This is a genomic window from Arcicella rosea (assembly GCF_014204325.1).
Classification (GTDB): domain Bacteria; phylum Bacteroidota; class Bacteroidia; order Cytophagales; family Spirosomataceae; genus Arcicella; species Arcicella rosea_A.
In genome coordinates this window covers 39,992-64,523 of sequence record NZ_JACHKT010000028.1, presented here as the reverse complement: position 1 = coordinate 64,523, position 24,532 = coordinate 39,992, and the positions used below count along the sequence as shown (strand labels likewise).

Annotated in this window: 18 protein-coding genes; 6 read left to right on the top strand and 12 right to left on the bottom strand. The window is 34.5% G+C overall.

What is annotated here, in order from left to right; genetic code table 11:
• The first annotated feature begins 245 nt into the window (after positions 1-245).
• Positions 246-1,739 (top strand): hypothetical protein, encoded by a 1,494-nt coding sequence (locus HNP25_RS16670; protein ID WP_184135953.1) that lies wholly within the window; start codon positions 246-248, stop codon positions 1,737-1,739.
• Positions 1,740-2,225: 486 nt separating this feature from the next.
• Here the strand turns inward: HNP25_RS16670 and HNP25_RS16660 are convergent, their stop codons facing one another.
• Positions 2,226-3,122: a metallophosphoesterase family protein gene (locus HNP25_RS16660; RefSeq protein WP_184135949.1), complete on the bottom strand. Its 897-nt coding sequence runs from the start codon at positions 3,120-3,122 to the stop codon at positions 2,226-2,228.
• A 247-nt stretch (positions 3,123-3,369) separates the two neighbouring features.
• Here HNP25_RS16660 and HNP25_RS16655 point away from each other — a divergent pair, with 247 nt between their 5' ends.
• The gene (locus HNP25_RS16655) at positions 3,370-3,717 is read left to right on the top strand and encodes a hypothetical protein (RefSeq protein WP_184135947.1); all 348 of its coding nucleotides are present in this window, start codon (positions 3,370-3,372) and stop codon (positions 3,715-3,717) included.
• Here HNP25_RS16655 and HNP25_RS16650 read toward each other — a convergent pair.
• Entirely contained in the window at positions 3,712-5,160 is a 1,449-nt protein-coding gene (locus HNP25_RS16650; protein ID WP_184135945.1) for a Gfo/Idh/MocA family protein, read from the bottom strand. The genes HNP25_RS16655 and HNP25_RS16650 overlap by 6 nt on opposite strands.
• Positions 5,161-5,371: 211 nt before the next feature.
• On the opposite strand from HNP25_RS16650, the gene HNP25_RS16645 reads away from it, so the two are divergent.
• The 3 genes from HNP25_RS16645 to HNP25_RS16635 all read left to right on the top strand — a co-directional run bounded on the left by HNP25_RS16645 (position 5,372) and on the right by HNP25_RS16635 (position 9,269).
• Positions 5,372-6,493: a trans-sulfuration enzyme family protein gene (locus HNP25_RS16645; RefSeq protein WP_184135943.1), complete on the top strand. Its 1,122-nt coding sequence runs from the start codon at positions 5,372-5,374 to the stop codon at positions 6,491-6,493.
• Between the two features lie 285 nt (positions 6,494-6,778).
• Positions 6,779-7,822, top strand: a complete 1,044-nt coding sequence (locus HNP25_RS16640; protein WP_184135942.1) for a hypothetical protein — start codon at positions 6,779-6,781, stop codon at positions 7,820-7,822.
• 283 nt (positions 7,823-8,105) lie between these two features.
• Positions 8,106-9,269 carry an acyl-CoA dehydrogenase gene (locus HNP25_RS16635; protein ID WP_184135940.1) on the top strand — a complete coding sequence of 388 codons (1,164 nt, stop codon included), beginning with the start codon at positions 8,106-8,108 and terminating at the stop codon, positions 9,267-9,269.
• Positions 9,270-9,298: 29 nt separating this feature from the next.
• On the opposite strand, the gene HNP25_RS16630 is transcribed toward HNP25_RS16635, so the two are convergent.
• The 3 genes from HNP25_RS16630 to HNP25_RS16620 all read right to left on the bottom strand — a co-directional run bounded on the left by HNP25_RS16630 (position 9,299) and on the right by HNP25_RS16620 (position 16,610).
• Positions 9,299-12,484, bottom strand: a complete 3,186-nt coding sequence (locus HNP25_RS16630; RefSeq protein WP_184135938.1) for a PAS domain S-box protein — start codon at positions 12,482-12,484, stop codon at positions 9,299-9,301.
• Between the two features lie 239 nt (positions 12,485-12,723).
• Entirely contained in the window at positions 12,724-15,567 is a 2,844-nt protein-coding gene (locus tag HNP25_RS16625; protein ID WP_184135936.1) for a PAS domain S-box protein, read from the bottom strand.
• Positions 15,568-15,905: 338 nt separating this feature from the next.
• Complete coding sequence (locus HNP25_RS16620) at positions 15,906-16,610, bottom strand: MIP/aquaporin family protein (protein ID WP_184135934.1); 705 nt, start codon at positions 16,608-16,610, stop codon at positions 15,906-15,908.
• Between the two features lie 234 nt (positions 16,611-16,844).
• On the opposite strand from HNP25_RS16620, the gene ruvB reads away from it, so the two are divergent.
• The gene (gene ruvB, locus HNP25_RS16615) at positions 16,845-17,870 is read left to right on the top strand and encodes a Holliday junction branch migration DNA helicase RuvB (RefSeq protein ID WP_184135932.1); all 1,026 of its coding nucleotides are present in this window, start codon (positions 16,845-16,847) and stop codon (positions 17,868-17,870) included.
• A gap of 37 nt (positions 17,871-17,907) precedes the next feature.
• Here ruvB and HNP25_RS16610 read toward each other — a convergent pair whose 3' ends face one another.
• The 7 genes from HNP25_RS16610 to HNP25_RS16580 all read right to left on the bottom strand — a co-directional run bounded on the left by HNP25_RS16610 (position 17,908) and on the right by HNP25_RS16580 (position 24,505).
• Positions 17,908-19,614: an ATP-dependent nuclease gene (locus HNP25_RS16610; RefSeq protein WP_184135930.1), complete on the bottom strand. Its 1,707-nt coding sequence runs from the start codon at positions 19,612-19,614 to the stop codon at positions 17,908-17,910.
• 67 nt (positions 19,615-19,681) lie between these two features.
• Positions 19,682-20,476: an indole-3-glycerol phosphate synthase TrpC gene (gene trpC / locus HNP25_RS16605; protein WP_184135928.1), complete on the bottom strand. Its 795-nt coding sequence runs from the start codon at positions 20,474-20,476 to the stop codon at positions 19,682-19,684.
• Positions 20,477-20,491: 15 nt separating this feature from the next.
• Positions 20,492-21,478 carry an anthranilate phosphoribosyltransferase gene (gene trpD, locus HNP25_RS16600; protein WP_184135926.1) on the bottom strand — a complete coding sequence of 329 codons (987 nt, stop codon included), beginning with the start codon at positions 21,476-21,478 and terminating at the stop codon, positions 20,492-20,494.
• Between the two features lie 33 nt (positions 21,479-21,511).
• Entirely contained in the window at positions 21,512-22,078 is a 567-nt protein-coding gene (locus tag HNP25_RS16595; RefSeq protein ID WP_184135924.1) for an anthranilate synthase component II, read from the bottom strand.
• A 111-nt stretch (positions 22,079-22,189) separates the two neighbouring features.
• Positions 22,190-23,614: an anthranilate synthase component I family protein gene (locus HNP25_RS16590; protein WP_184135922.1), complete on the bottom strand. Its 1,425-nt coding sequence runs from the start codon at positions 23,612-23,614 to the stop codon at positions 22,190-22,192.
• Between the two features lie 307 nt (positions 23,615-23,921).
• Positions 23,922-24,323 (bottom strand): putative toxin-antitoxin system toxin component, PIN family, encoded by a 402-nt coding sequence (locus HNP25_RS16585; RefSeq protein ID WP_221432494.1) that lies wholly within the window; start codon positions 24,321-24,323, stop codon positions 23,922-23,924.
• A complete protein-coding gene (locus tag HNP25_RS16580) occupies positions 24,323-24,505 on the bottom strand; it encodes a hypothetical protein (RefSeq protein ID WP_184135920.1) in 183 nt (60 codons plus the stop codon). The genes HNP25_RS16585 and HNP25_RS16580 overlap by 1 nt, the downstream gene beginning before the upstream one ends.
• Positions 24,506-24,532 lie beyond the last annotated feature (27 nt).

Genomic DNA, 24,532 nt, shown 5'->3' with positions numbered 1-24,532 from the left:
TTTGTGATTTACGTTTAGATTTTTATTTTTTGAATGGCTCAAAGGTAGGGCCACCTCACAAAATGGTAAAATACTTGGGGAAATGAACAAGAGATTGGGATGTTTGACAAAGTGGAGGGGATGTAATTAGGAAGAGATAAAGAATTAAATACTTGTGTATAATTTTAGTATTAGTAAATATTACGGTTTTGTTCCCTAAAAAGTTGCCTATTTTCTTCTATATTAGTATCCTAAATAACGATATAATGGATACACTTAACAAGGAAAAACTTACTAACGACGAATTTACTAATATCTGGCTCGGCTATTATTCGACGAAACAAAAATATAAAAAGTTCTATCAATTTGACCATGAAGGACATGCAAATAGAGTAATTATTGATAATATAGAATTTGTTGAACCTATCCATATCTATGATTATATTGATGAAGATGATTATTTCCTTGATATTTTAATATTAAACTCGAAAATACCTTATCTCCATATCGAACACATCAAAACAGGTGATATAACTATCTCTAATACAGAGATTGGACATATTGAATTAGAAAAATCTTTATGTGGAATTCTAAGTTTTGAGGATTTGAAGGGATTAGAAGAAATTGTCTTTTTCATTATGACACTCCCAAAAGTTATTTTTGAAGAACTTGATATTCGTAAAAAAGTAGCAATTAATAATTGTGGAATTGATGAGTTGGTAGTTACGAATTATAGTAAGAAAATACAAATTAATATTGACGATGGTTCTGGAATTTCAAACTTAACAATTGCTCCAAATTCAACAATAAGTATGGATTTAGAGGATTCACAAATAGGAACATTACAAATTAAGCACGGAGTTATTACAAGAGACAGTATCATTAAAATAAATAATTGTAAGATAAATATCTTTTTATTTGAGTCAACTTTAAATTTAGGGGTTATAAGCTTAAAAGGTATTAAACCTATCAATTACTATACTAAGTGGCATATAAAAAAGAGGGACCATAAGTATTATAGAGATGATAAGCATAAATATAGTATTAACAGAATAGAAAGAAATTCAGAAGTACAATTTTTACACTCCGATTTAGGGAAATTCTCAATGATTGAATGTGAATTAGAGAAGTTCAATAAATTTGTCTTTTTCAATACAAAAATATTAGAGATGTTTATAGCCGGAACAAAATTACCAACGATTATTTCTGTTCCAGAAGAATATCAAAACGAAAGTTTAGAGCAACAAAGACTTGGATTTAGTCAATTTAAAAAAATATTTGAAAATAGAGGGGATAGTGTTAGTGCAAGTATATATCAAGCTAAAGAATTAGACATTTACAGAGAATTATTAACCCAAGAAAAGAAGTCACTATCAATTTTTACAAGAGATTGGTTTAATAATTTTGGAGAGCGGACTAATTTAATGTTAAACAGATTCTCAAACTACTATGGTAATAATTGGTTGAGGAGTACTATTGTTACTTTAATAGCGACGTTCTTCTTTTTCACTGTTTATAGTTTTCTATTAGGTAATAGATTGGGAAACGATTTTCAACTTTTTTTTAAGCTTTTCTCTTACTCTTTTGAATTTATAAATCCATTGAGGAAATCAACAGAATTAGAAAATGTAATAAAAATCACTGATAATGAAAATTGGTTAAGCCTTGCTAGAACTTGGGATTACATAAGCCGTATTTTTTTAGCTTATTTTGTCTATCAAACAGTCCAAGCATTTCGTAAGTTTGGAAAAAAGAGTTAGGTAAGTTTGTGTAGACGATTTAAACAAAATTATCATGGAAACAAATCAAGTTAAACTTTTAGCTTCGCTGGCTAAAAAAATCAAATCTGAGAGAAAAGAAAGGGCTAAAGTGATAGCCTCTTTACTAGTCTGCCAAAATCTTAACAAAAAACGAAAACTTCACTGGTCATTACAGTCATTTAAAAAAAGTTGTTAATGTTTCTGCCTCCTAATGTATAATAAAAGACCAAACTTAATGCTTGGTTTTCATGGATGTGATTAATCTGTGAGAAACGAGTTAGTTACTAAACCTGATATTGTAAAGAAAAGTCAAGAATCTTTTGATTGGCTTGGTAATGGTTTCTATGTCTGGGAAAATAACTACGAGCGAGCTCACAAAGCTGATTAGAAAAGAAATAAAGTTTCCATAGCTTATTATCAAGCTATGAAAACCTTATCTATATTAAATTAAAACAATGGGAAGATTATTTAATACTTCCCCATATATCAATAATTAACATATTTTTCTTCAAAGCTACCATCGGCATATAAGTCTAATAGTCCGTAACCCGGAGCGGTTTGCTTGTTGTTGCCTTTCCACCAAGCACCACTTACGGCACCATTACAGATATAAGTCACGTTATTATACTCTACTTTATCACGTAAATGCACATGTCCGCTCAAGCAAATTTTCACGTTGGGATGTTGATAAAATAGATTGATTATTTTAGCGGTATCGGTGTGCATATCGCCTCCTAACATTTCCCATCTGTTTACCACTTTTTCTTTAATCATCAAAGTAGCGGTAAGGATTGGAATATGCGTTAATACCAAAATCGGTGTAGCTGGATTGGTATTCTTTAACTCATTTTCAAGCCAAGTAAATTGCTCATCACCTAGTTTACCAATATACCAAGTATTATCAACATCGAGGTGTACGCTATCGAGGATGATAAATTTCCAACCATTTTTCTCAACACTGTAATAAGGTTTGGCAAGACTCAATTTATCTAAAGTATATTGTTTACCATAAACGGCTTGTCCTTTATTATTTTCACTCCACCAAACATCATGGTTTCCTAAACAGTAATGAGCAGGAATAGAACTTTCTGCTTTGATGATGTCTTCTAATAATTTCCATTGACTATTGATGTTGCTCAAGTTTTCTTTATTCATATCAAAAACTATATCGCCACCATTCAAGATAAAATCTACTTTAGGACTTTGTTGCTGAACGTGATGCAGGCATTTAGCAAATTTTGCAGGAGCTTCTAACTCATTTTTTAAATGAACATCGGTAAGATGTGCCACTCTTAGTACTGGCTTTTTCCCTTTCAAGAGAGGGCTTAAAGCTGGTGTTAAAAATAAGCCTCCAATATTTTTAATGACGGATCTTCTTTCCATTATTTTCCTTGTTTGATTGTAAGTTTTGAGTATCAATACGACAAAAGTAAAGCCTTGATAAATACTTTAGATGTTGGTATTGTCATGATTATATTAAGAGATGATAAACCACAGGACTAATCGCTTAGTAGCTAGGACGAACTTTAAAAATTGAAGACGATAAAGGATAAAATGAAGAACTGTATAGAGTAAATAAAGGTCTTATTTGGTGAATTGAAGGAGCTATCGATTAAAATTACCTAGTTGAATGATAATATTCCTTACCTCATTGAGATATATACCTTGGGCATTTAGATTTATTAACTTGGCTTTTAGATATACACCTTGGGTATTTAGATTTATTAGTTTTGCTTTTAGATATACACCTTGGGCAATAAAGTTTATTAGTTTGGCTTTTAGATATACACCTTGGGCAATTAGATTTATTAGTTTGGCTTTTAGATATACACCTTGGGCATTTAGATTTATTAGATTGGATTTTAGATATACACCTTGGGCAATTAGATTTATTAGCTTGGATTTGAAATATATGCCTTGGGCAATAATAATAAAAAAGGAGAACAAGATAATTTGTCCTCCTTTTTTATTATTATAAATTCCAACCCTGACGATACTCTCGCTTCACAAACTGGTTGGCGTCATCGAAATTGGTAATTTTCATTTCTTTTCCGTCCCAAAGCAGTTTCTTTCTTCCATTATAATCAAATTCTTGTAACCATTGCTTGTCTTTTTTAGAAGTACGGAAGAAGTAACTTCTAATGGCTAAATTCCCCATCAAAACCGCTTCTGACATTGGACCAGAGTAATCAAATGATGAACTTAAAGGCTTATGCTTTCCGTAACCATCTCTACAAGCTTGTAACCATTGCTGATAATGCCCTGCACCATCTGCTCCTACTACTCTTTCAATCGTAATTGGTAGTTTTTCACCTTTTGCTTTCAAGCTTTCACTTCCCCAAAGTGTTGGATTTGAACCATACACTCCGCACATCATTACACCTTTAGTGCCCATTAATAATACTCCACCGCTCCAGTCTCCTAATTTTACATCAGCAGGAATTTCTTCTGGACGTTCAGGCATTAATCCGCCATCGTACCAAGTCATTTTTACATCAGATTTTCCTTTTCTTGGGAATTTCAAATGAATCATTGAAGCAGCAGGATAACTTTCTGGGAAATATCCTTCTTTGAAAGGTTCAGTCCAAGAAGTATTGGCAATACTACATTCTACTTCTGAAGGGTAGCCCAAGCCTAATACTCTGTACGGAGGGTCCATCATGTGGCAAGCCATATCGCCCAAAGAACCAGTTCCGTAATTTACCCAACCTCTCCAGTTGAAAGGATGATAGCCCGGTTGGTAATCCTCCCAAGCTGCTGGGCCAAGCCATAAATCCCAATCTACTTCTTTAGGCACTTCTACTTTCGCTGTTGATTTGGCAATACCTTGTGGCCAAACAGGGCGGTTTGTCCAAACGTGTACTTTTGATACTTCACCAATCAAACCCGCTTTATACCATTCCATCATTCTTCGTACACCATCGCCCGAAGAACCTTGATTTCCCATTTGCGTCACAACTCTTTGTTGTACTGCGGCTTCAGTCATTTTACGTACTTCATAAATATTATGTGCCAAAGGTTTTTGTACATAGACGTGTTTGCCCAAACTCATCGCTGCCATTGCCGAGACATAGTGCGTATGGTCTGGCGTAGAAACGGTTACAGCATCAATATTATCTTTTTCTTTTTCCAGCATAATGCGGAAATCCTTATACTTTTTAGCCGCTGGGAATTTCTCGACAGACTGCTTCATTTGGCGGTCGTCTATATCGCAAAGTGCTGCAATGTTATTACGTCCGCTGTCATAAGCTCCCATAATATCCGACCAACCTTTTCCTCCGCAACCGATGGCCGCAATATTGAGTTTATCAGAAGGAGCAATGAAGCCCTTTCCACCTAAAACATGGCGAGGTACAATGTAGAAACCCGCCATTGCTAATGAGCTTTTCTTGAGAAAATCCCGTCTTGTATTGTTTTCCATATTAAATAACTCCTTTGCCCAATTAGGAGTGGTTTAAAGATTTTACTGATTTTACTGGGCAACTGAATCAGTTTGGTTTGATAATGATTATTGAATTTAGTAATTTCTTGATTTTTTATTAAAGATACACTCGTTTAAATTAGCTTTTATACTGTGATATGAGGAATTGATTATGTTATTTTGAAGAAAGAATTACAAACACTTCATTCAAATGAAAATTGAAACATTAGCGATACAGTCAACCCAAATGCACGATGCCAATGCAGGTGCTGTTATTTCACCCATTTATTTATCCACTACTTTTGAGCGAGAAACCGATGGCTCTTATGCACACGGTTATATTTACTCAAGAGCCGATAATCCGAACCGTCAATTACTTGAAAAAAGTATTGCTTTACTCGAAAACGGAGCTGTCGGATTGGCTTTTGCTTCGGGAATGGCGGCAACTACGGCTTTATTTCAAAGTTTAAAATCAGGCGACCATATCATTACGCCCGACGATGCCTATTATGCTACCAATGTATTAATCACAGAAGTTTTCGGACAGTGGGGTTTGTCTATGACAACGGTGGATATGACAGATTTGGAAGCCGTAAAATCTGCCATTCAGCCCAATACCAAACTATTTTGGATAGAAACGCCATCCAACCCGCAATTAAAAATTACCGATATTCAAGCCATTAGTGAAATCGCTAAAGGAATTGGGGCTTTAGTAGCTGTTGATAATACTTGGGCAACGCCCATTTTACAAAGACCTTTAGACTTAGGGGTTGATATTGTAATGCACTCAACCACCAAGTATTTTGGCGGACATAGTGACGTATTAAGTGGTGCGTTAATCATTAAAGAAGAAGGTGAATTATCAAATAAATTAAGAACAATTCAGAAATTAACTGGCGGAGTACCTTCACCTTTTGAATCTTGGTTAGTAGCGAGAGGTATCAAAACTTTGGCTTTAAGAGTAAAAGCACAAACAGAAAATGCTGGGAAATTAGCTGATTTTCTAAATACTCATCCACAAATTGAAGCCGTACATTATCCAGGTTTAGCAACACATCCACAACATGTAATTGCTAAAAAACAAATGTTAGGCGGTTTCGGAGCAATGCTTTCAGTACAAGTAAAAGGTGATGCTACAAATGCGATGGCATTAACGGGAAAACTCAAACTTTTCACCACAGCAACCAGTTTGGGTGGCGTAGAAAGTCTAATCGAACACAGAAAATCAGTAGAAGGAACAGACAGCCCAACGCCTGATAATTTACTTAGAGTATCGGTAGGTTTAGAAAATATAGAAGATTTGATAGATGATTGGAAGATAGCTTTGGAGTAAATATGAGTTATGAGTTATGAATTAGGACTGTACGATTAAAAGCAATTTCTGATTTGGGATTTCTGATTTCGGAAATTGTAGAAAAAAATACTCTCGCTTGGTGTAGTGTTTGTCATGCCTTCTTAGAAGGCGAGGCTTAGACCGCAACAATTAGTGGATATGAGTACACAACTTGAGAATAATTATAAAATGCGTTGCATTTTTGCAATGTAACATTGCTGAATACAAGACGTAGTGTAGAACACTATGCCAAGCGAGGGGTCGATGATTTTATAACACAATTAGATGATGAAAACATTTTTAAAGCCATATTCTCACTTAAATAATGTGAGTAAATACTACATAATAGAGGACAAGTACATATTTTATTTTGATTCAAAATCCGTTTCATATCTCACAGATATATCAAGTATGGAAACTTTGTGGTCTGAAAAATTTGAAACACAACATCTTGTTTACCTTGGATTGAATTATATTTTCCCTTATGACTTAGGAAAATGCGTTAAGAAAGTAGATTTAACAAATGGTAAAATTATTTCAACTATAAATGGCTGGATTAGACCCATTATGAAATGTGATGACACCATTTATTGCCACTTCAGAGATAATGAGAATAATTACTATTTTGCTGAAGTCGATACAAATGATTTCAAGTTATCAATTAAATGGAGTTTAGAAGACTTTATTTTGTCTAAAGTTTTTTTTTATAATTCCATTTTGTTTCGAAATAATAATATTTACTGTTTTCAAACGAATGAAGGTCGAGAAAAGTGGCATTTTGATTATTCAGAAATCGGAATGTGGATCGCTTATGATGGCTCGAAAAGGAATGGTATTATCAATGAACTTTATAGTATTAATAAAGAAATCATTGTAATTGAATTTGCTCAAAAAGGAATTGCTGGTGTATCGGCAGAAACAGGTGAAATCCTTTGGCAAGTGAACAAAGATATTGAACCAATTAAACCAACTTTATATAAGGGAATATTTTATGGCTTTGCTGAGTTTTATTATGAAATTGATGGAGTTACAGGCAAGCTGTTAAGGCAACAAAGTTATAAAGAAATTTTTGCTCAAAATAATTTTAGAGATTACAGGCTAACACGTCCATGTATTACAGAGGATTTAATAGCCATAACCTCGCATTACGACAATGCTATTTTATTATTAGATAAAGCCACACTAAACGTTATTCAAAGAATCCAAATAGAAGGGAGTAAAAATGGGTTGCCTCTAACCGATACTCCGCAAATTCATGGCAATAGTTTATATCAACTAGATGGAGATAATACGCTTCATATTTTTGATAAAAGCACTGTTTTAAAATAGAAACCAGATACCTGTTTTTTTTACTACGTCAAGTAAGGGTAGGAAAGATTATATACCATTTGAAATTTCGGAATTTGGCTATAATGGCTTTTTAAAAAACCTTATATCCGACATCAGAAATTTCCACAATCTTTCCCAAAGAACTAAACAAAACCTTACAAGGAGGCTTCGCAAGAGCCTCCTTTTTTATTGAATAGAAAATAATTTCACAAAATTGTTATGCACGCATACTATTTTTATATATTTGAGTATTAATCTCAAAAAACTAAAAATCGTATCTACTATGAGTAATCAAATATTTCAAGGCTTAAATTTTCAGTTAAGTGAAGAACATCTTGCCGTACAACAAGCAGCTCGTGATTTTGCTCAAACAGAATTACTTCCAGAAGTAATTGACCGTGATGAAAAAGAATTTTTTCCAGAAGAATTAGTTCGCAAAATGGGCGAAATGGGTTTTCTGGGCATGATGGTTTCGCCAGAATATGGTGGCGGAGGCATGGATACTGTTTCTTACGTGCTGGCGATGGAAGAATTATCAAAAGTTGATGCTTCTGCTTCGGTAATGGTTTCTGTCAATAATTCTTTGGTTTGTTATGGTTTAGAAGCTTACGGAACGGAAGAGCAAAAACAAAAATACCTTGTGCCTTTGGCAAAAGGCGAAATAATTGGGGCTTTTGCTTTGTCTGAACCCGAAGCGGGTTCGGATGCTACTTCTCAGCATACCACTGCCGAAGATATGGGCGATTATTACTTATTGAATGGCACAAAAAACTGGATTACCAACGGCGGAAGAGCCAGTGTATATTTGGTAATGGCACAAACGCATCCAGAATTGGGTCATAAAGGCATTAATTGCCTGATTGTAGAACGTGGCATGGAAGGTTTTCAAATCGGAAAGAAAGAGCGAAAATTGGGTATTCGTGGCTCAGATACACACTCTTTGATGTTTACCGATGTAAAAGTACCGAAAGAAAACAGAATCGGGGCGGACGGTTTTGGTTTCAAATTCGCCATGTCCACTTTAAATGGTGGCAGAATTGGCATAGCAGCACAAGCTTTGGGCATTGCTTCTGGTGCTTACGAATTATCGCTAAAGTATGCTCAAGAACGAAAAACTTTCGGAAAAGCCATTGCCGAACATCAAGCGATACAATTCAAATTAGCAGATATGGCAACGAGTATTGAAGCCGCCAGATTACTTTGCTTTAAAGCGGCTTTCGACAAAGACCAACACAGAAGTTACGTACAGTCGGCGGCGATGGCAAAATTATTTTGTTCGCAAGTAGCGATGGATACTACGATAGAAGCCGTACAAATTCATGGAGGTTACGGTTTTGTGAAAGAATTTCACGTAGAAAGAATGATGCGAGATGCTAAAATTACGCAGATTTATGAAGGTACTTCTGAGATTCAGAAAATGGTGATTGCCAGAGAAATTTTAAAATAAAAATGGAGGCTTTTACGCCTCCATTTTTATTACTCTTCTTCAAGTACTCTTTGCAATACTTTTACTGAATAGTCTGCTATTACTTCTAACTTAGTGAATTCAGCTTTGATAATTGAAATATCAACCATTTCTTTCGCTTTATCTTCAATTGATTTTAACAATCCATTTTCATTAACACCCATTGACGAAAATGAAGACTTCAACTTATGGGCTGTTGATTTCGTTTGTACATAATCAATAGTATCTATTGCCTTTCTGAGTATGTCAATATCAATAGGCATTTGGCTCAAATATAATTCAATAATTTCCTGTTCAAACTCCTTATTTCCGTCAGATAATTCCCTCAAATAGGTTAAATCTACGATTTCTTCTAGGTTCTCTTCCATATTATTTTCGTTGTTTTGACCATTTATTTCTGCATAAGTGATTATTTTATCAAATAATTCTTGAGGTACAAAAGGCTTTGGTATATAATCGTTCATCCCGATTGTAAGACATTTTTCCTTTTCACCAACCAATGAATGTGCTGTCATAGCAATAATTGGCGTGTCAATTTTTAATGTTCCTCTGATATATATTGTTGACTGATAACCATCCATTTCAGGCATTTGTAAATCCATCAAAATTACTTCATATTGGTTCTTCTGAACTTTCTCTATGGCAACTCTTCCGTTTTCAGCTAAATCAGCTGCGAAGCCAAATTTACTAAGAACTTTTAAGGCTAATTTCTGATTTAATGGATTATCCTCAACTAAAAGCACTTTTATTTCACGCTCACTTTTTAATGCTAGCAAATTTTTAGCGTCACTTTCATTATTTTTATCCTTTACATCAATGCCAAAAGGCAAGCTCACATAAAAAGTAGAACCTCTTCCTATGGTGCTTTCTACCCACAAGTTACCGTTTTGGAGTTCTGCTAAAGATTTTGAAATACTTAACCCTAAACCAGTTCCTCCATATTTTCTAGTAGTATCGCTATCTGCCTGTGTAAATCTATCAAAGACAGAATCTAATTTATCGGTAGCAATACCAATCCCTGTGTCCATTACACTAAACAAAATTGTACACTCTGTTGATGATTCTTTAACGAGTTCAACCAAAATTTTTACTCTTCCTTTCTCTGTAAATTTAATGGCATTATTAGTCAGGTTAAGTAAAATTTGATTTAAACGAGTAGGGTCACCGATAACAAATGTTGGAATATTTTCATCTACAACACTGCTCAATTCCAAGCCTTTCTCTTGTGCTTTGTGATTTAAAACAGCTTTTGCATTTTTCAATAAGTCTTTAATATTGAATGCGATTTTTTCGATGACTATATGTCCTGATTCAATTTTTGAAATATCTAAAATATCATTAATAATCCCCAATAAATTTTCAGAAGCAATATTGATATTTGATACATAATCACGCTGTTCTTCTTCTAGTTCTGTATCTTTTAATAAATTAGAGAAACCAATAATAGCATTCATCGGAGTACGGATTTCGTGGCTCATGTTCGCCAAAAAAGTATCCTTTGCAAGAGCGTTCTTCTCTGCATTTTCTTTTGCTTTTATCAATTCCTTTTCCATCAATATTCTGTCGGTTATATCTACAGCATTACCAATTATGTATTGTTGCCCATCTATTAGTTCTGATAGAACGTTATTGTACATCCAAGTTCTGGATGTACCATTTTTATGGAGTACCCTTATCAACCCTTTACTTCTGCCCGTATGGAGGATTTCATCAAGATATGCTTTTACTCCTTGAACAGACGACTCTGAAACAATATCAAACAAACTTCTTTGTAAAATCTCTTCTTTGCTATAACCCACCAGTTCAGCTCCAGCAGGGTTAATTGTCAAAAAATTACCATAAATATCATGCGTACACATTAACCCTTGTGTATTTTCAAAAAAGCCTCTATGTCTATTTTCACTAATTAGCAATTGATTCTCCCAAACCTTTTTCTCGGTTATATCCTTGGCAATTCCCATAAAACCAGTAATAACATTATCGTCATTTCTCAAGGAAGTAACAGAAAGTTCTACGGTTAATTTTGATTTGTCTTTTCTGATATAAGTCCACTCATTACTATCTGCAACGCCTAGTCTAGCTTTTGCATGAAACACTTCGTGTCCTGGTTCAAGAACGATTCCTAATTCTTGAGATAATACTGCTGCTCTTTTTACAACTTCTTCTTTATCATGAACAATTTCAGGTGTTACTTTTCCTACTACTTCATCTGCTGAATAGCCCAACATTTTTTCTGCACCACGATTAAAGGTTTTTATGACACTGTTGGTATCAACTGAAATAATTGAATAATCTGTTCCGTTCAAAATGATATTTTGAATCTCCGAAAGTTTTTCTACTTCTACTTTTAGGCGTTTGTAATCTGTAATGTCTCTGGCAATCGCATAAAGTGTTCCTGTTGAAAAATCAGGAGTGGCAACCCATTCCAAAAATTTAAACTCACCCGATTTTGTTCTGAAACGATGGGTAAAATTTAAAGAATGTGCATTATTATCAAGACGCTCAACTTCTTTTTTAGTTTCTTTGAAGTCATCTGGATGTAAAAATTCGTAAAAAGACTTATCAATTAAATCGTTTTCTTCCCAACCCAAAGTCTTGCAAAATGCTGGATTTATCTTTTTGAAAAGTCCATCAGTTTTTGCAATACAAATCATATCTTTTGATTCTAAGAACAGTTTTTCATAGTTCTTTAGTACCGCTCTTTCTTTGCGAGCTACGATTTGTGCTGCAACTTCTTTCCCTAAAATTCTTAATGCTAATTGCTGATTTGCATCTAGTTTTTTTGCTTTGGTATCAATCACACAAAGAGAACCTAATGCAAAGCCATCTGGATCAATAAGGGGAAATCCTGCATAAAATCGTATTTCAGGGAGACTCTCAACTAATGGATTATGTTTAAATCTTTCATCTGTTGTTGCATCTTCTACTTCAAAAATATCTTTTCCTATGATGGTATATTGGCAAAATGAAATATCTCTAGCTGTTTGATTGGTATCTAAACCTACACTAGATTTAAACCATTGTCTGTCTTTATCAATCAATGAAATCAAAGAAATTGGCACACCGCATATAACTGAAGCCAATTTTGTTAGCCTGTCGAATTCTTCCTCTGGTAAAGTATCAAGTATATTATACTCTTCTAAAACTTTTAACCGCAAGTCTTCATTCTCTGGTATTGGTAATTTTTTTTTCTCCATGATTGAAGTATATTAAAATAAATAAGGAGCTGCCAATTATAGATTTCACAAATCGACAAGTATCAAAACTTAGTAACAATTACTCAAAAGTAATAACAATTCCAGTTAATGACTTAGTATTCATCAAAGAATTTTACAGGGGAAAACGAAACATTCATCATTGTTTTTATGTAAAAATTAGCTAAAAATTGATTGTCTATTTCTACTTATAAAATCTAAATATCATTTCGTTGTACTTTCTATTTCAAAACCTCTACAATTTGTACGTTTTCAGCAACTGGTATATTAATAAAACTCGCTATTTTATTAAACAAATCTTTGGGCGAAAAAGGCTTAGTGATATAATCATTCATTCCTACAGCGATACATTTTTCTTTTTCTCCAATTAATGAATGTGCCGTCAGAGCAATAATTGGCGTATTATTGTTAAGTTTTGTCCTGATAAACTGTGTAGCTTGATAACCATCCATTTCAGGCATTTGTAAGTCCATCAAAATAACATCAAATTCTTTTTCCTGTACTTTCAATACTGCTATTCTTCCATTTTCTGCAAGCTCTGGGAAAAAACCAAATCGCTCTAATACTTTCATGGCAAGCTTTTGGTTTAAAGGATTATCTTCAGCCAATAATATTCTTACTTTTTTGTGTGGGTCAATTGGTAAAAGATGGGTTTCTTGTTTTTGAACTACTTCTTCTTTTACTTTTTTAAATAATAGATTAAAATAGAAAGTAGAGCCTACATGTTCTTCACTTTCTACAAAAATATTTCCATGTTGTAATTCAATTAATAATTTTGAAATACTTAAACCCAAACCTGTTCCGCCAAATTTTCGAGTTGTATCTGAATTTGCTTGTGCAAAACGGTCAAAAATAACGGTTAATTTATCTTGTGGAATACCTACTCCTGTGTCAATAATTTTGAATAAAATAGCATATTCGTCATCATTCTCACTTTGTAAATCAAGTACAATTTTCACAGAGCCTGTTTCTGTAAACTTGATTGCATTATTGGTGAGGTTTAATAAAATTTGGGTTAAGCGAGTCGGGTCTCCCAGTACAGTATGAGGAATAGCATTTGGAATTTGATAATCAAGTTCCAGATTTTTACTGAGAGCTTTGTAAGTAAGTACCGATGTTATATTTTTGATAACTTCATACAAACTAAAAGGTACAGATTCTATCACCAAATGTCCTGACTCTATTTTAGAAAGGTCAAGAATATCATTAATAATTCCTAGTAGATTTTCAGCTGCAGTATTGATATTAGAAACAAACTCCTTTTGTTCGGAATCTAATTTGGTTTCTTTTAATAAATTGGCAAAACCCGTAATCGCATTCATCGGTGTGCGGATTTCATGGCTCATATTTGCCAAAAACACATCCTTAGCGTGGGCGTTTCGTTCAGCTAATACTTTGGCACTGATTAATTCCCGCTCCATCTTGATGCGTTCCGTCATATCTACGGCATTGCCAATTACATACTTTCTGCCATCCAATAATTCAGAAAGTACGCTGTTCGAAAGCCACGTTCTAAACGAACCATTTTTATGAACAACTTTTACCAAACCTTTATAAGAACCATATTTGGAAATCGCCTCAAGATAAGTGGTCATTTTATCTTGTATTCTTTGAGGAGTAATATCAAAGAGATTTTTTGATAAAAATTCTTCGGTTGTATAACCAAGTAAAGCTGCTCCAGCAGGGTTTACCGTCAGAAAATTCCCTTCAAGGTCGTGCGTACACATCAAACCTTGCGAGTTTTCAAAAAAACCTCTGTGCTTTTCTTCGCTTAATAATAGTTTTCTTTCCCAAGTTCTTTTGGCAGTAACATCTTGAACTTGACCGATTACATTTAAAGGTTTTCCTTTATGGTCTCTAACGATGGTTGCGACCAATTCAACCCAAACTTCTGTATTATTTTTAGTGATATATCGATTCTGAACCGTTATGACAGATGAGCCTCCTGTTATTAACTTAAAAAAGTAATCGTCACTCATTTTTAAATCTTCTGGATGGATTAAATCCCTAAGACTTAAAGATAAAAGTGCTGTTTTATCGTACTGAGTAATTGCGGCAAAGACTTCATTTACTTCTATAAAAAAGCCCGATGAAAGCTGGGCAATAAACATTCCTGTTGCTGCATTATCAAAAGTTTGTCTGAATCTTTCTTCGCTTAAAGAAATCTGTTTGTCTTTAGTCCTTTTCTCGTGAATATCCTGAAAAGTACCATAGAATCGCACACATTTCTGTTGTTCAAACGTTGTTTTCCCTGTTACTCTTACCCATTTTTTGAGTCCTTGATAGGTAAGAATTTGCACTTCTATATCGAATGATTTTCCAGATTTCATAGCATCCAGAATTGCTCTTATAACAGCGTTTCTACTTTTTCCATCTCTAAAAAAATGTAAAGCTTCCTTGAAACTTGGGTTAAAGTCATTCGGTACTTCATGCAATTCACGAGTAACATCCGACCAAAAGAAAGTTTTCTTTACTAAATCTATTTCCCATCCACCAACACGAGCTACACTGTTGATTTCCTCTAACATTTCAGTAAATCTTGATACACTTACTGTTATTTGTTGTAATTTATTAAAGTCTTTTACAAAGGCTTGCAACGCTTTTTTAGCAGAAAGTTTATCCGCAATTTCAGCCACTACATTTTCTAAAGCATTAATTTCTTTCGGTTTTAGCGTTTTGACTTCATTGCCTAATAATGAAAGTACACCTAGAGTTTCTCCAGCGGTATTAACCAAAGGAAATCCAGCATAAAAAAGAAAGGAATGTTCTGTAAGGAAAGAAGTATAAGGTTTGAATATTTGCTCTCTTGAAATATCATCAATAATTACAATTGACTTTGAATTGATTACTTCTTGAGCAAGTAATGATAACTTGTTAACAAATACCAAATCTTCTAAAAACGGAATTGTTGCAACCCATTTTAAGTTTTCATCTAAAAGTGAAATATATGTTAATGGCACATCGCAAAGTAGAGATGCCAAATTTGTAAGACGACCAAAACCATCTTCAAAAGAAACCCCTTTAATATCATTGCTTTGTACTTCTTTTTTTAACATATTTTTCATTTTAGAGAGACTTGCGTGAATGACCTTTAGGCGATAAGGGCTTTTTTACTTTCTAAAGGATATTAGTTGATGTTGAAAACAGAGAACCAAATGCAGAAAGCGATATTTCCCCAAGTAAATTTTCATTTGAATACGCAAGATATATGATGTAGTATTTCTATAGAAAATTTCATACAGTAAGTTAGTACTTTTTTATGAATCTTGAACAAAAATGAGTTATCACGACAAAAAAAAGATAGAATTTGGAATGAGTTATCTACTATCTTAGCAAGATTTTATCTTATCTAAAATTACTTCTAAATCACAAATCATCCTAACTTGCTTAAAATACTTTGATTTTATTGAATGGCATTTAAAACCAATGCTCCTAAAACTGCACCCAAAATTGGCCCAACAATAGGAACCCAAGCATAAGACCAATCAGAAGTACCTTTGCCTGCAATTGGTAAAATAGCATGGGCAATTCTTGGCCCTAAATCTCTCGCAGGATTGATAGCATAACCCGTTGCTCCCCCCAAAGAAAGCCCGACCGACCAAACCAAAATTCCAACAACAAAAGGGCCTAAACCTGTTTCAATACTCCCAAATGAACCCAATGCAATAATGGCAATAGCTGTGGCAAGTAATTCGGCAAGTACATTGGCAAAAGGGTTTCTAATGGCTGGAGCAGTACTAAAGCACGCTAATTTTAGCCCTTTATCCTCTGTAATTGCCCAATGTGGCAAATATTGCAACCATACAAGTGTTCCACCGAGTGCCGCTCCCAAAATTTGAGCAAGAATAAACCCTAAAGCATTTGACCAATCTCCTGATTTTACAGCTTCAGCAATCGTAACGGCTGGATTCAAATGTGCTGCTGGGCTTCCAAATTTGGTAGCAACAAAAATACCCATCATAACAGCAAAAGCCCAACCTGCGGTAATGGAAATCCAACCACCATTTTCTCCCTTTGAGCCTTTTAATAATACAGTAGCAACGACGCCATTGCCTAAAAAAATCAATACTGCCGTGCCGACAAACTCGCCTAATAGCGCTGAATTCATAGTTGGTTAGGTATTTAATCGTTTAATAGTTTTTTATTAAGATTTAATTGTACAAATTAAAGCAAATTTTCTAAATATAATGTTGTAGAAATGTTAAAAGCGAAAGCCTTTTCAGAATGTTTTTATCAGACTAGAAAATGGCGTATTTTTGAACATTCAGAACGAATCAAAAAGAAATGATATTGAAAATGGATTTGATACAAATTCCACATTTCAATTAATTTTCATTAAAATATGCGAGAAGATTATTTAAAAGGAAATAAAGAAACACTTTCACCGGTAGAAAAGGAAATTGAAAGAGCACTCAGACCGCTCTCATTCGATGATTTTGCTGGGCAAGATAAAGTATTAGAAAATTTACAAGTATTCGTAACAGCGGCAAGGTTACGAGAGGAAGCTCTCGACCATGTACTTTTGCATGGTCCTCCAGGACTTGGTAAAACTACGCTTTCAAACATTGTAGCCAATGAATTAAAAGCAAATATCAAAATTACTTCTGGCCCAGTACTAGATAAACCTTCTGATTTGGCTGGTTTACTTACGAACTTACAGCCTTTTGATGTGTTGTTTATTGATGAAATTCACCGATTGAATCCCATCGTTGAAGAGTATTTATATTCAGCAATGGAAGATTACAAAATTGATATTTTATTAGATTCGGGACCAAATGCCCGAAGTGTTCAAATTTCACTAAATCCTTTTACGTTAATTGGTGCAACGACCCGTGCAGGAATGCTGACTTCGCCTTTAAGAGCGAGATTTGGGATTAATTGTCGTTTGGAATATTATGATGCAAAATTGTTGACAAGTATAGTAAAACGTTCCGCTCAGATTTTGAACACGCCAATTGACGACGCAGGTGCTTTTGAAATTGCACGTAGAAGTAGAGGAACACCTCGTATTGCCAATAATCTTTTGCGAAGAACTCGTGATTTTGCACAAGTAAAAGGAAAAGGAGTCATCACAATCGAAATTGCAGAAATGGCTTTGTTGGCTTTGGATGTTGATCAAAATGGTTTAGACGAAATGGATATTCGTATTCTTACGACCATTGTAGAAAAATTCAAAGGTGGCCCAGTCGGCTTATCAACCATTGCAACAGCTTGTGGAGAAGAAGCTGAAACGATTGAAGAAGTATATGAACCATTTTTGATTCAGGAAGGATTTTTAAAACGTACTTCTCGTGGACGAGAAGCCACAGAACGTGCCTACGTTCATTTAGGAATTGTTCCGAAGTATCGGAATGGAGAGTTATTTTAAGAAATAAAAACTGGTTACAGGAATTTTATAACCAGTTTTATTTTATTATTTCATAAATTAAATCTAGATTTTCAGTAATTTCATTATCAATATCATCTATTGATATTAGGTTAATAAGTTGGTAATAATCTCTTTTGTAAAAATCTTGAGGTAAATCAAGTCGTTTATAAAATTCTGGAAATATTAAATCAAGCCAATCACTACTTAGTTTAGCATCTTTCCACCACTTATGATTCAAATCATTTAAATATAAAGGTAAAGTACACAATTCAATACAGTCTTGCATTGTCTTTTTTAAAAAAGTACTTTTGAGATGTGTGTGTTGATGATTTAACAAACTTGCATGTTTTAATAGAGTACTCGGATTTGCAAAATAATTTTCAATTTCTCTTCTTTTCCAGTAATAAATTTTTAACGTCTTTATATCATCAGTATTTTTTTCTATTCTATCAAACAAAGCAAGTCCTTTTAAATGTGGGAAAAACTCTTTTAAAGCTTTGAAGTTTTGTACGGCTGTATTAGGTACATTATCGCCAGTATATTGTACATTTGCTAACCTTAAAATGGGTTCAACTTTATGATTTAATTTATTAGCAAATTGTAGAATCATTTGGAGGTCGGTAGAGCCTTCAACGTACAAAATATGCTTTTTCTGTTTTGCTAAATAATACTTTTCCCAGCCAATTTCTGTAAGAGCCTTTTTGATATATCGTAGAGATTGAGAATTGGTGGCTGTATTTAATTCAATAGCTTGATTTTCAATTAATGCAATAACTTTCGAGGCATCAGCAGCCTCGTCCAACACTACTTCTGAATGTGAGGCAATTACAATTTGTGTGTTGTTTTTATGTGCCAACTCATTTATCAATTGAAATGCCTGTCTTTGTCTAATTACTTCTAAATGAGCATCAGGTTCATCAAGTAAAAGAATAGTATTTGGAGAAGCGAACATGTAGGCTAACAAAAGTAACATCTGCTGAAAGCCCCTTCCCCCTGAAGAAATATCATAACGGATACCATTTTCTACATATTCTAATTGTATAGTTCCATTTACTTTTATAAACTCAGGTCTTTGGAGTTCAGCTCCAAACATTGTTTTAATAGCACTACAAAGTTTTTTCCAGTTACCTTCAGAATCCAATTTGTTTATTTCTGGGTATAGCACCTCATAACAAATATTTCTAAGAACTTCAGCGGTTTTGCCTTCTCCTAATCTTCTGTCAATGGCTCCTTGAGGGAGTTTATCTTCAACAGAAGAAATTCCTGACATCGGTTGTAAAAAACCAAAATGGATACCTTTATCATTTTCGTATAAATTCGTAATTTCTTTGAGACCAGATACAATTCTACAAGTAAAAGACTCTGCGTTAGTAAATGTAAACTCAACTTTACAGTTCCATTTTGCCCCATCATTTTCACCTTGAAGTTCTATCTCTAATTTGATATGCTGAGTTTTTTTATCTAAATGCTCAGTTACTTTTTTATTTTTCCACAGAAATCTGGCATCTGAAATGGGGCTATTCAATAAATCTTTCCTATTGATAACAACAAAACCACGTCTGTCTAAATCATTTTTCTTATGTGCAATAATATAATTAGTGACACCGATTTCCCACAAGCATAAAGCTTGAAAGATTGTAGATTTTCCAGAATTATTGGGACCAATAATTACTAATGACTGAGACAAAGGAAACTCTACATTTTCTAATTTCTTAAAATTATTAATTAAGACTCTTGTAATCATTTTCTGTATATTTAGACTCCTAATAAAACTTTACCTATACTAAAGTACTTCATCTATGTTTAAATAGCTATTTCCTAACCTCATCAATAAAATTCTTCAAAGCCTCCGCAGGATTTTCGGTTTTCATAAAGGTTTCACCGATTAAAAAGCCTTTGTAGCCAACTGACTTTAATAATTTAATCGTTGCTGCTTGAGAAATACAGCTTTCTGAAATTTTGATACATTCTGCTGGAATTTTTTCAGCTAATTCTAAAGAAGCATCTACATTTTGTTCAGCAAAGTTTTTCAAGTTACGATTGTTCACGCCCACAACGTCAATGTACTGATTCAAACTACGATTCAACTCTTCTTCGTCATGGATTTCTAACAATGTTTCCATGCCTAACTCTTTAGTGAGTTTGCCTAAATCCTTGATGCGTTGTGGTGTTAAATTGGCAGCAATTAATAAAATTACGTCTGCTCCCAAAGATTTAGCTTCAATGATTTGGTACTCATCAATCATAAAATCTTTACGAATCATCGGAATCGTTGGATTGGTGCGACGAGCCTTTAGAAAATCTTCACTTGTACCACCAAAAAACTCAAAATCCGTCAGTACTGAAAGACAAGCTGCACCAGCTTTTACATAACCCGCCGTTACTTCTTCTACCGTTACATTTCCGTTGATGATGCCTTTTGAAGGCGATTTTCTTTTAAATTCAGCAATGATTCCAGAAGAAGCAGGATTCAGTAAACTTGTCTTTAGTGAATTGTTTGTTTTAGCAAAAAAGCCACTTTTTTCTAATTCCTTTACAGAAACTTGCTCTTTGCGTTGGGCGACTTCTTGTGCTTTATGGGCAATGATTTTATCTAAAATTGTCATTTCTCTTTAAGTATTTTACTGAATAAATTGCTTGAAACCTGCTAATGCCTTACCACTTTCTAAAGACTCTTTGGCTTTCAAAACGGCATCCGACAAACTTAAAGTATCGTCGGCACAATACAATGCCACGGCTGCATTCGCCAAAACTGCTTGTGTTTGGGCTTGTGTTCCTTTGTTTTCAAGAATATTAAATAAGATTTTCGCTGATTCTTCTACGGTACTTCCGCCATGTAAATCTTCTTGTTTACACCTTGTAAAGCCTAATTGTTCTGGCGAATACGTTTCTTCTCCTTTGGCAGTAATCAGTTTAAAATCAGAAGTAAGCGAAATTTCATCGTAGCCGTCTAAAGCGTAAACTACACCAAAATTTTTGTACGATTTCTGTAATAATTCTCCGTAAAGTTTCAAAACATCCTGATTATATACACCTGTAATTTGTTTTTCAACTTTAGCAGGATTCAGAATTGGCCCCAACATATTGAAAAAAGTTTTCATGCCCAATTCTTTACGAATTGGCCCTACAAAACGCATAGCAGGATGAAACAGCGGAGCGTGTAAAAAACATATTCCAGAAGTTTCTATTTTCTGACGAAGGTAATCTTCTTCATTTCTGAATTTTACGCCCAAGTACTCCAAAACAGTTGAAGAACCCACCGACGAAGAAACACCATGATTTCCGTGTTTGGCAATTCTTTGTCCAGCACCAGCCACTACAAAAGAGGATGTTGTAGAGATATTGAAAGTATCTTTGCCGTCGCCACCTGTTCCGCAAACATCCATTGGGTCGTAGGCAGAAAGGTCGATAATTAAGGCTAAATCCAACATAGCGTCTCGGAAACCAGCTAATTCTTCCGAAGTAATCGGCTTCATCATATAGGTTGTTAGAAATGCTGCGATATGACTATTATTGGCTTCTCCTCTGGCAATGATTCCCAATGCTGCTTGGGCTTCTTCTTGCGTCAGGGAATTACCTTCGGTTCTTTTTTGTAAGTAATTTTTCATTTTTGTGTTCGGTAAGTAGTGTTTTTGTTGCTACTAGATTTTAACCCAGTTTTCTACCATTTTCACACCGTACTCTGTTAAATAGGCTTCTGGATGAAACTGAACACCTCTTACATCATATTTACTATGTGCTTCTGCCATTACATAACCTTGTTCGTCGAGAGCGGTTACTTTCAATTCAGCGGGCATCGTATCTTTTACAACTGTCCACGAGTGATAACGGCAGACATTTACTTCATTGGGTACGCCTTGAAAAAGTACTTCTGTTGGGTTGGTGATGATACATTTCGTCGTTACGCCATGCAATACATCGCCCATGTTGTGCAATTTCGCTCCGAAGGCTTCACCAATGGCTTGATGACCCAGACATACCCCAAAGATAGATTTTGTAGGAGCATATTCACGAATTACATCTAATAAAACACCTGCTTCTTCTGGAATTCCTGGGCCAGGCGAAAGCAAGATTTTATCATACTTCCCTACGGCTTCTAATGAAATTTTATCGTTGCGGAATACATCCACATCGTTGCCTAAATCTTTCAAGATATAGACTAAATTATACACGAATGAATCGTAATTATCAAGGACTAATATTTTCATGGTTGTATTGAGCTGTCAGCTTTGAGCAATGAGCCTTGAGCTTTATTAATCATTTATATTTTAATTTGACAGAATGTTGATAATCCTCAGCTCAAAGCTGATAGCTATCGGCTAAATGCTTTCTGCCATATCCAAGGCTTTTCTTAATGCACCTAATTTCAATTTGATTTCTTGCATTTCGTTTTCAATCACCGATTTGGCTACTACGCCCATACCTGCTTGGTAATAAAGCGTATTGTTTTTACTCATAAAAGTACGAATAGCAATGGCATGATTGAAGTTTCCGACAAAATCCATGTAGCCAATTGCTCCGCCGTAAATATGACGATTTACGTTTTCTAAACGGTTGATGATACTCATCGCATTGTGTTTTGGCGAACCCGAAAGCGTTCCAGCAGGGAAAGTATCAGCCACCAATTGTAGCGGATTTGTTCCTGCCGTCATTTTTCCTGTTACTTTAGAAACCAAGTGAATTACGTGTGAATAAAACTGTACTTCTTTAAACGTCTCCACTTTTACCACATCCGAACTTCTTGACAAATCGTTTCTGGCTAAGTCAACCAACATCACGTGTTCAGCTGATTCTTTTGGGTCAGCCAAGAGTTCACGAGCCAATTCTGCATCTTTTTCATCATCGCCAGTTCTTCTGAAAGTACCAGCAATAGGATGAATTTCAGCCATTCCGTTCTTGATTCCGATTTGTTTTTCAGGCGAAGCACCAAATATTCTATAATTTTCGTAATCGAAATAGAACATATAAGGCGATGGATTGATAGAACGCAAAGCACGATAGACTTGGAAATCGTCGCCTTCAAAAGTACGACTAAAACGACGAGAAGGTACAATCTGGAAAACATCACCACGCAAACAATGTTTGATACATTCCTGAATAATTACTCGCATTTCATCATCCGTATAATTTGTCGCTTCTTCGTCCGTCAGTTTGAAAGATTTCGTAGCATAATGTGGCATATCCAACAACATCTCAAGCACTTCTAAGCCTTTTACTTTGTCAGATTCTTTTTCTTTTTCTCCACTATACTGATGCTCGTACAAGTACATTTCATCTTTGAAATGATTGATGGCAATCACATAACGATACACATAGTAAATGATAGAAGGCATTTCTGTGTTTTCGTTTTTCTCTTGAATTTCGATGTCTTCAAAATACTCAACGGCATCATAAGCAATATGACCAAACATTCCGTTTGCCATCGGAGCATAATCAGGCTGACGTTCCCACTCAAAGCGTTTGGCGAAATCCATCAAAGCTTTTACGGCATCTTTTCGATGTGCCAGTGTAAAAGTTTCGATACTTCCATCAGGAAAAGTCTGTGTAACAATATCATTATCAATGATAATACTTGCCACAGGGTCGCAGGCGATATGGCTATAACCATGTTCCTTTCCGTGATAATCGGCACTTTCTAAAATGACCGAATTTTTGAATTTATTACGCAATTTCAGAAAGATTCCAACGGGCGTAATGGTATCGGCTAAACGTTTCTTTTGGGTGGTTTTTACTGAAAAAGTCATGCTTATTTTTAGTGATTTTAAAGAGCAAAGAAAAAGGCTTACTGGTTGAACAGTAAGCCTCTTCGTGAAGAAATATATCTTTATCGAAAATACATTATGATTCTGTTCAACGGACGTTCGTCAGTTGCCACCACCATGAAGTATTTTTGAAATTTGTTGTCATTGTCTGATTTTTATTTGTACAAACTTAGTATTAAAAAATTAGATTCAAAAAATATTGTTAAATTTTTACTGATAGAAATTGATTTTTGGTTTTGTTGGTCTTTGAAAAGTTATTGTGACAAATGAAATATGTTACTTTACAATTTCATAAAAGCTGTTTTAGAGCATCCATGCTAATTACTCGTACTTTAGGAAAAGGGATATTCTCTAAAATTTTGAAATGCTTATCATGAGTAACGATATAATCAGCCTGACAAGCAATAGCACAATCAACAAACTTATTATCATCAACATCATTAAGCATTAATTCCCAATGATAATAAGTTGTTACCCAAATAGTATTTTTCAAATTGGGTAGTAACTCAAGTACGTTACTTGCTAAAGTAGGACTGTAAAAATCACCTATTATCTCTTCATACTCTTCTAATATTTCAGTGGTAATCCCTACCTCAAACAATCCAGCAATCATTGCTTCAAATAACCACCTTGTTTTTGATGATTTTGGAATGCTCACCATTAAGCAATTGGTATCAATGACTAATCGCATTACTGATATTTAGTTCTTTTATGAGTAACTAATGCTTTATCTAAGTCTTCCAGAGTCATTGCTTTTTCATCCCAAATTCTTTCCATCTCTATATCAATTTGTCTGGCAAAGTAATCTACCAACAATTGTTTAATATCTTCTTCTTGCTGATTACTGATAGGTCTTTCAAATATTTTCAGCATGAAGAGTTGCATTGAATTAAGTTTTGA

Coding starts and splice junctions, on each gene's coding strand:
- ruvB (WP_184135932.1), top strand. CDS start 16,845: ATGCGAGAAGATTATTTAAAAGGAAATAAAGAAACACTTTCACCGGTA.
- HNP25_RS16640 (WP_184135942.1), top strand. CDS start 6,779: ATGATGAAAACATTTTTAAAGCCATATTCTCACTTAAATAATGTGAGT.
- trpC (WP_184135928.1), bottom strand. CDS start 20,476: ATGACAATTTTAGATAAAATCATTGCCCATAAAGCACAAGAAGTCGCC.
- HNP25_RS16645 (WP_184135943.1), top strand. CDS start 5,372: ATGAAAATTGAAACATTAGCGATACAGTCAACCCAAATGCACGATGCC.
- HNP25_RS16620 (WP_184135934.1), bottom strand. CDS start 16,610: ATGAATTCAGCGCTATTAGGCGAGTTTGTCGGCACGGCAGTATTGATT.
- HNP25_RS16670 (WP_184135953.1), top strand. CDS start 246: ATGGATACACTTAACAAGGAAAAACTTACTAACGACGAATTTACTAAT.
- HNP25_RS16590 (WP_184135922.1), bottom strand. CDS start 23,614: ATGACTTTTTCAGTAAAAACCACCCAAAAGAAACGTTTAGCCGATACC.
- HNP25_RS16655 (WP_184135947.1), top strand. CDS start 3,370: ATGATAATATTCCTTACCTCATTGAGATATATACCTTGGGCATTTAGA.
- HNP25_RS16635 (WP_184135940.1), top strand. CDS start 8,106: ATGAGTAATCAAATATTTCAAGGCTTAAATTTTCAGTTAAGTGAAGAA.
- HNP25_RS16630 (WP_184135938.1), bottom strand. CDS start 12,484: ATGGAGAAAAAAAAATTACCAATACCAGAGAATGAAGACTTGCGGTTA.
- HNP25_RS16660 (WP_184135949.1), bottom strand. CDS start 3,122: ATGGAAAGAAGATCCGTCATTAAAAATATTGGAGGCTTATTTTTAACA.
- HNP25_RS16595 (WP_184135924.1), bottom strand. CDS start 22,078: ATGAAAATATTAGTCCTTGATAATTACGATTCATTCGTGTATAATTTA.
- HNP25_RS16585 (WP_221432494.1), bottom strand. CDS start 24,323: ATGCGATTAGTCATTGATACCAATTGCTTAATGGTGAGCATTCCAAAA.
- HNP25_RS16610 (WP_184135930.1), bottom strand. CDS start 19,614: ATGATTACAAGAGTCTTAATTAATAATTTTAAGAAATTAGAAAATGTA.
- HNP25_RS16650 (WP_184135945.1), bottom strand. CDS start 5,160: ATGGAAAACAATACAAGACGGGATTTTCTCAAGAAAAGCTCATTAGCA.
- trpD (WP_184135926.1), bottom strand. CDS start 21,478: ATGAAAAATTACTTACAAAAAAGAACCGAAGGTAATTCCCTGACGCAA.
- HNP25_RS16625 (WP_184135936.1), bottom strand. CDS start 15,567: ATGAAAAATATGTTAAAAAAAGAAGTACAAAGCAATGATATTAAAGGG.
- HNP25_RS16580 (WP_184135920.1), bottom strand. CDS start 24,505: ATGCTGAAAATATTTGAAAGACCTATCAGTAATCAGCAAGAAGAAGAT.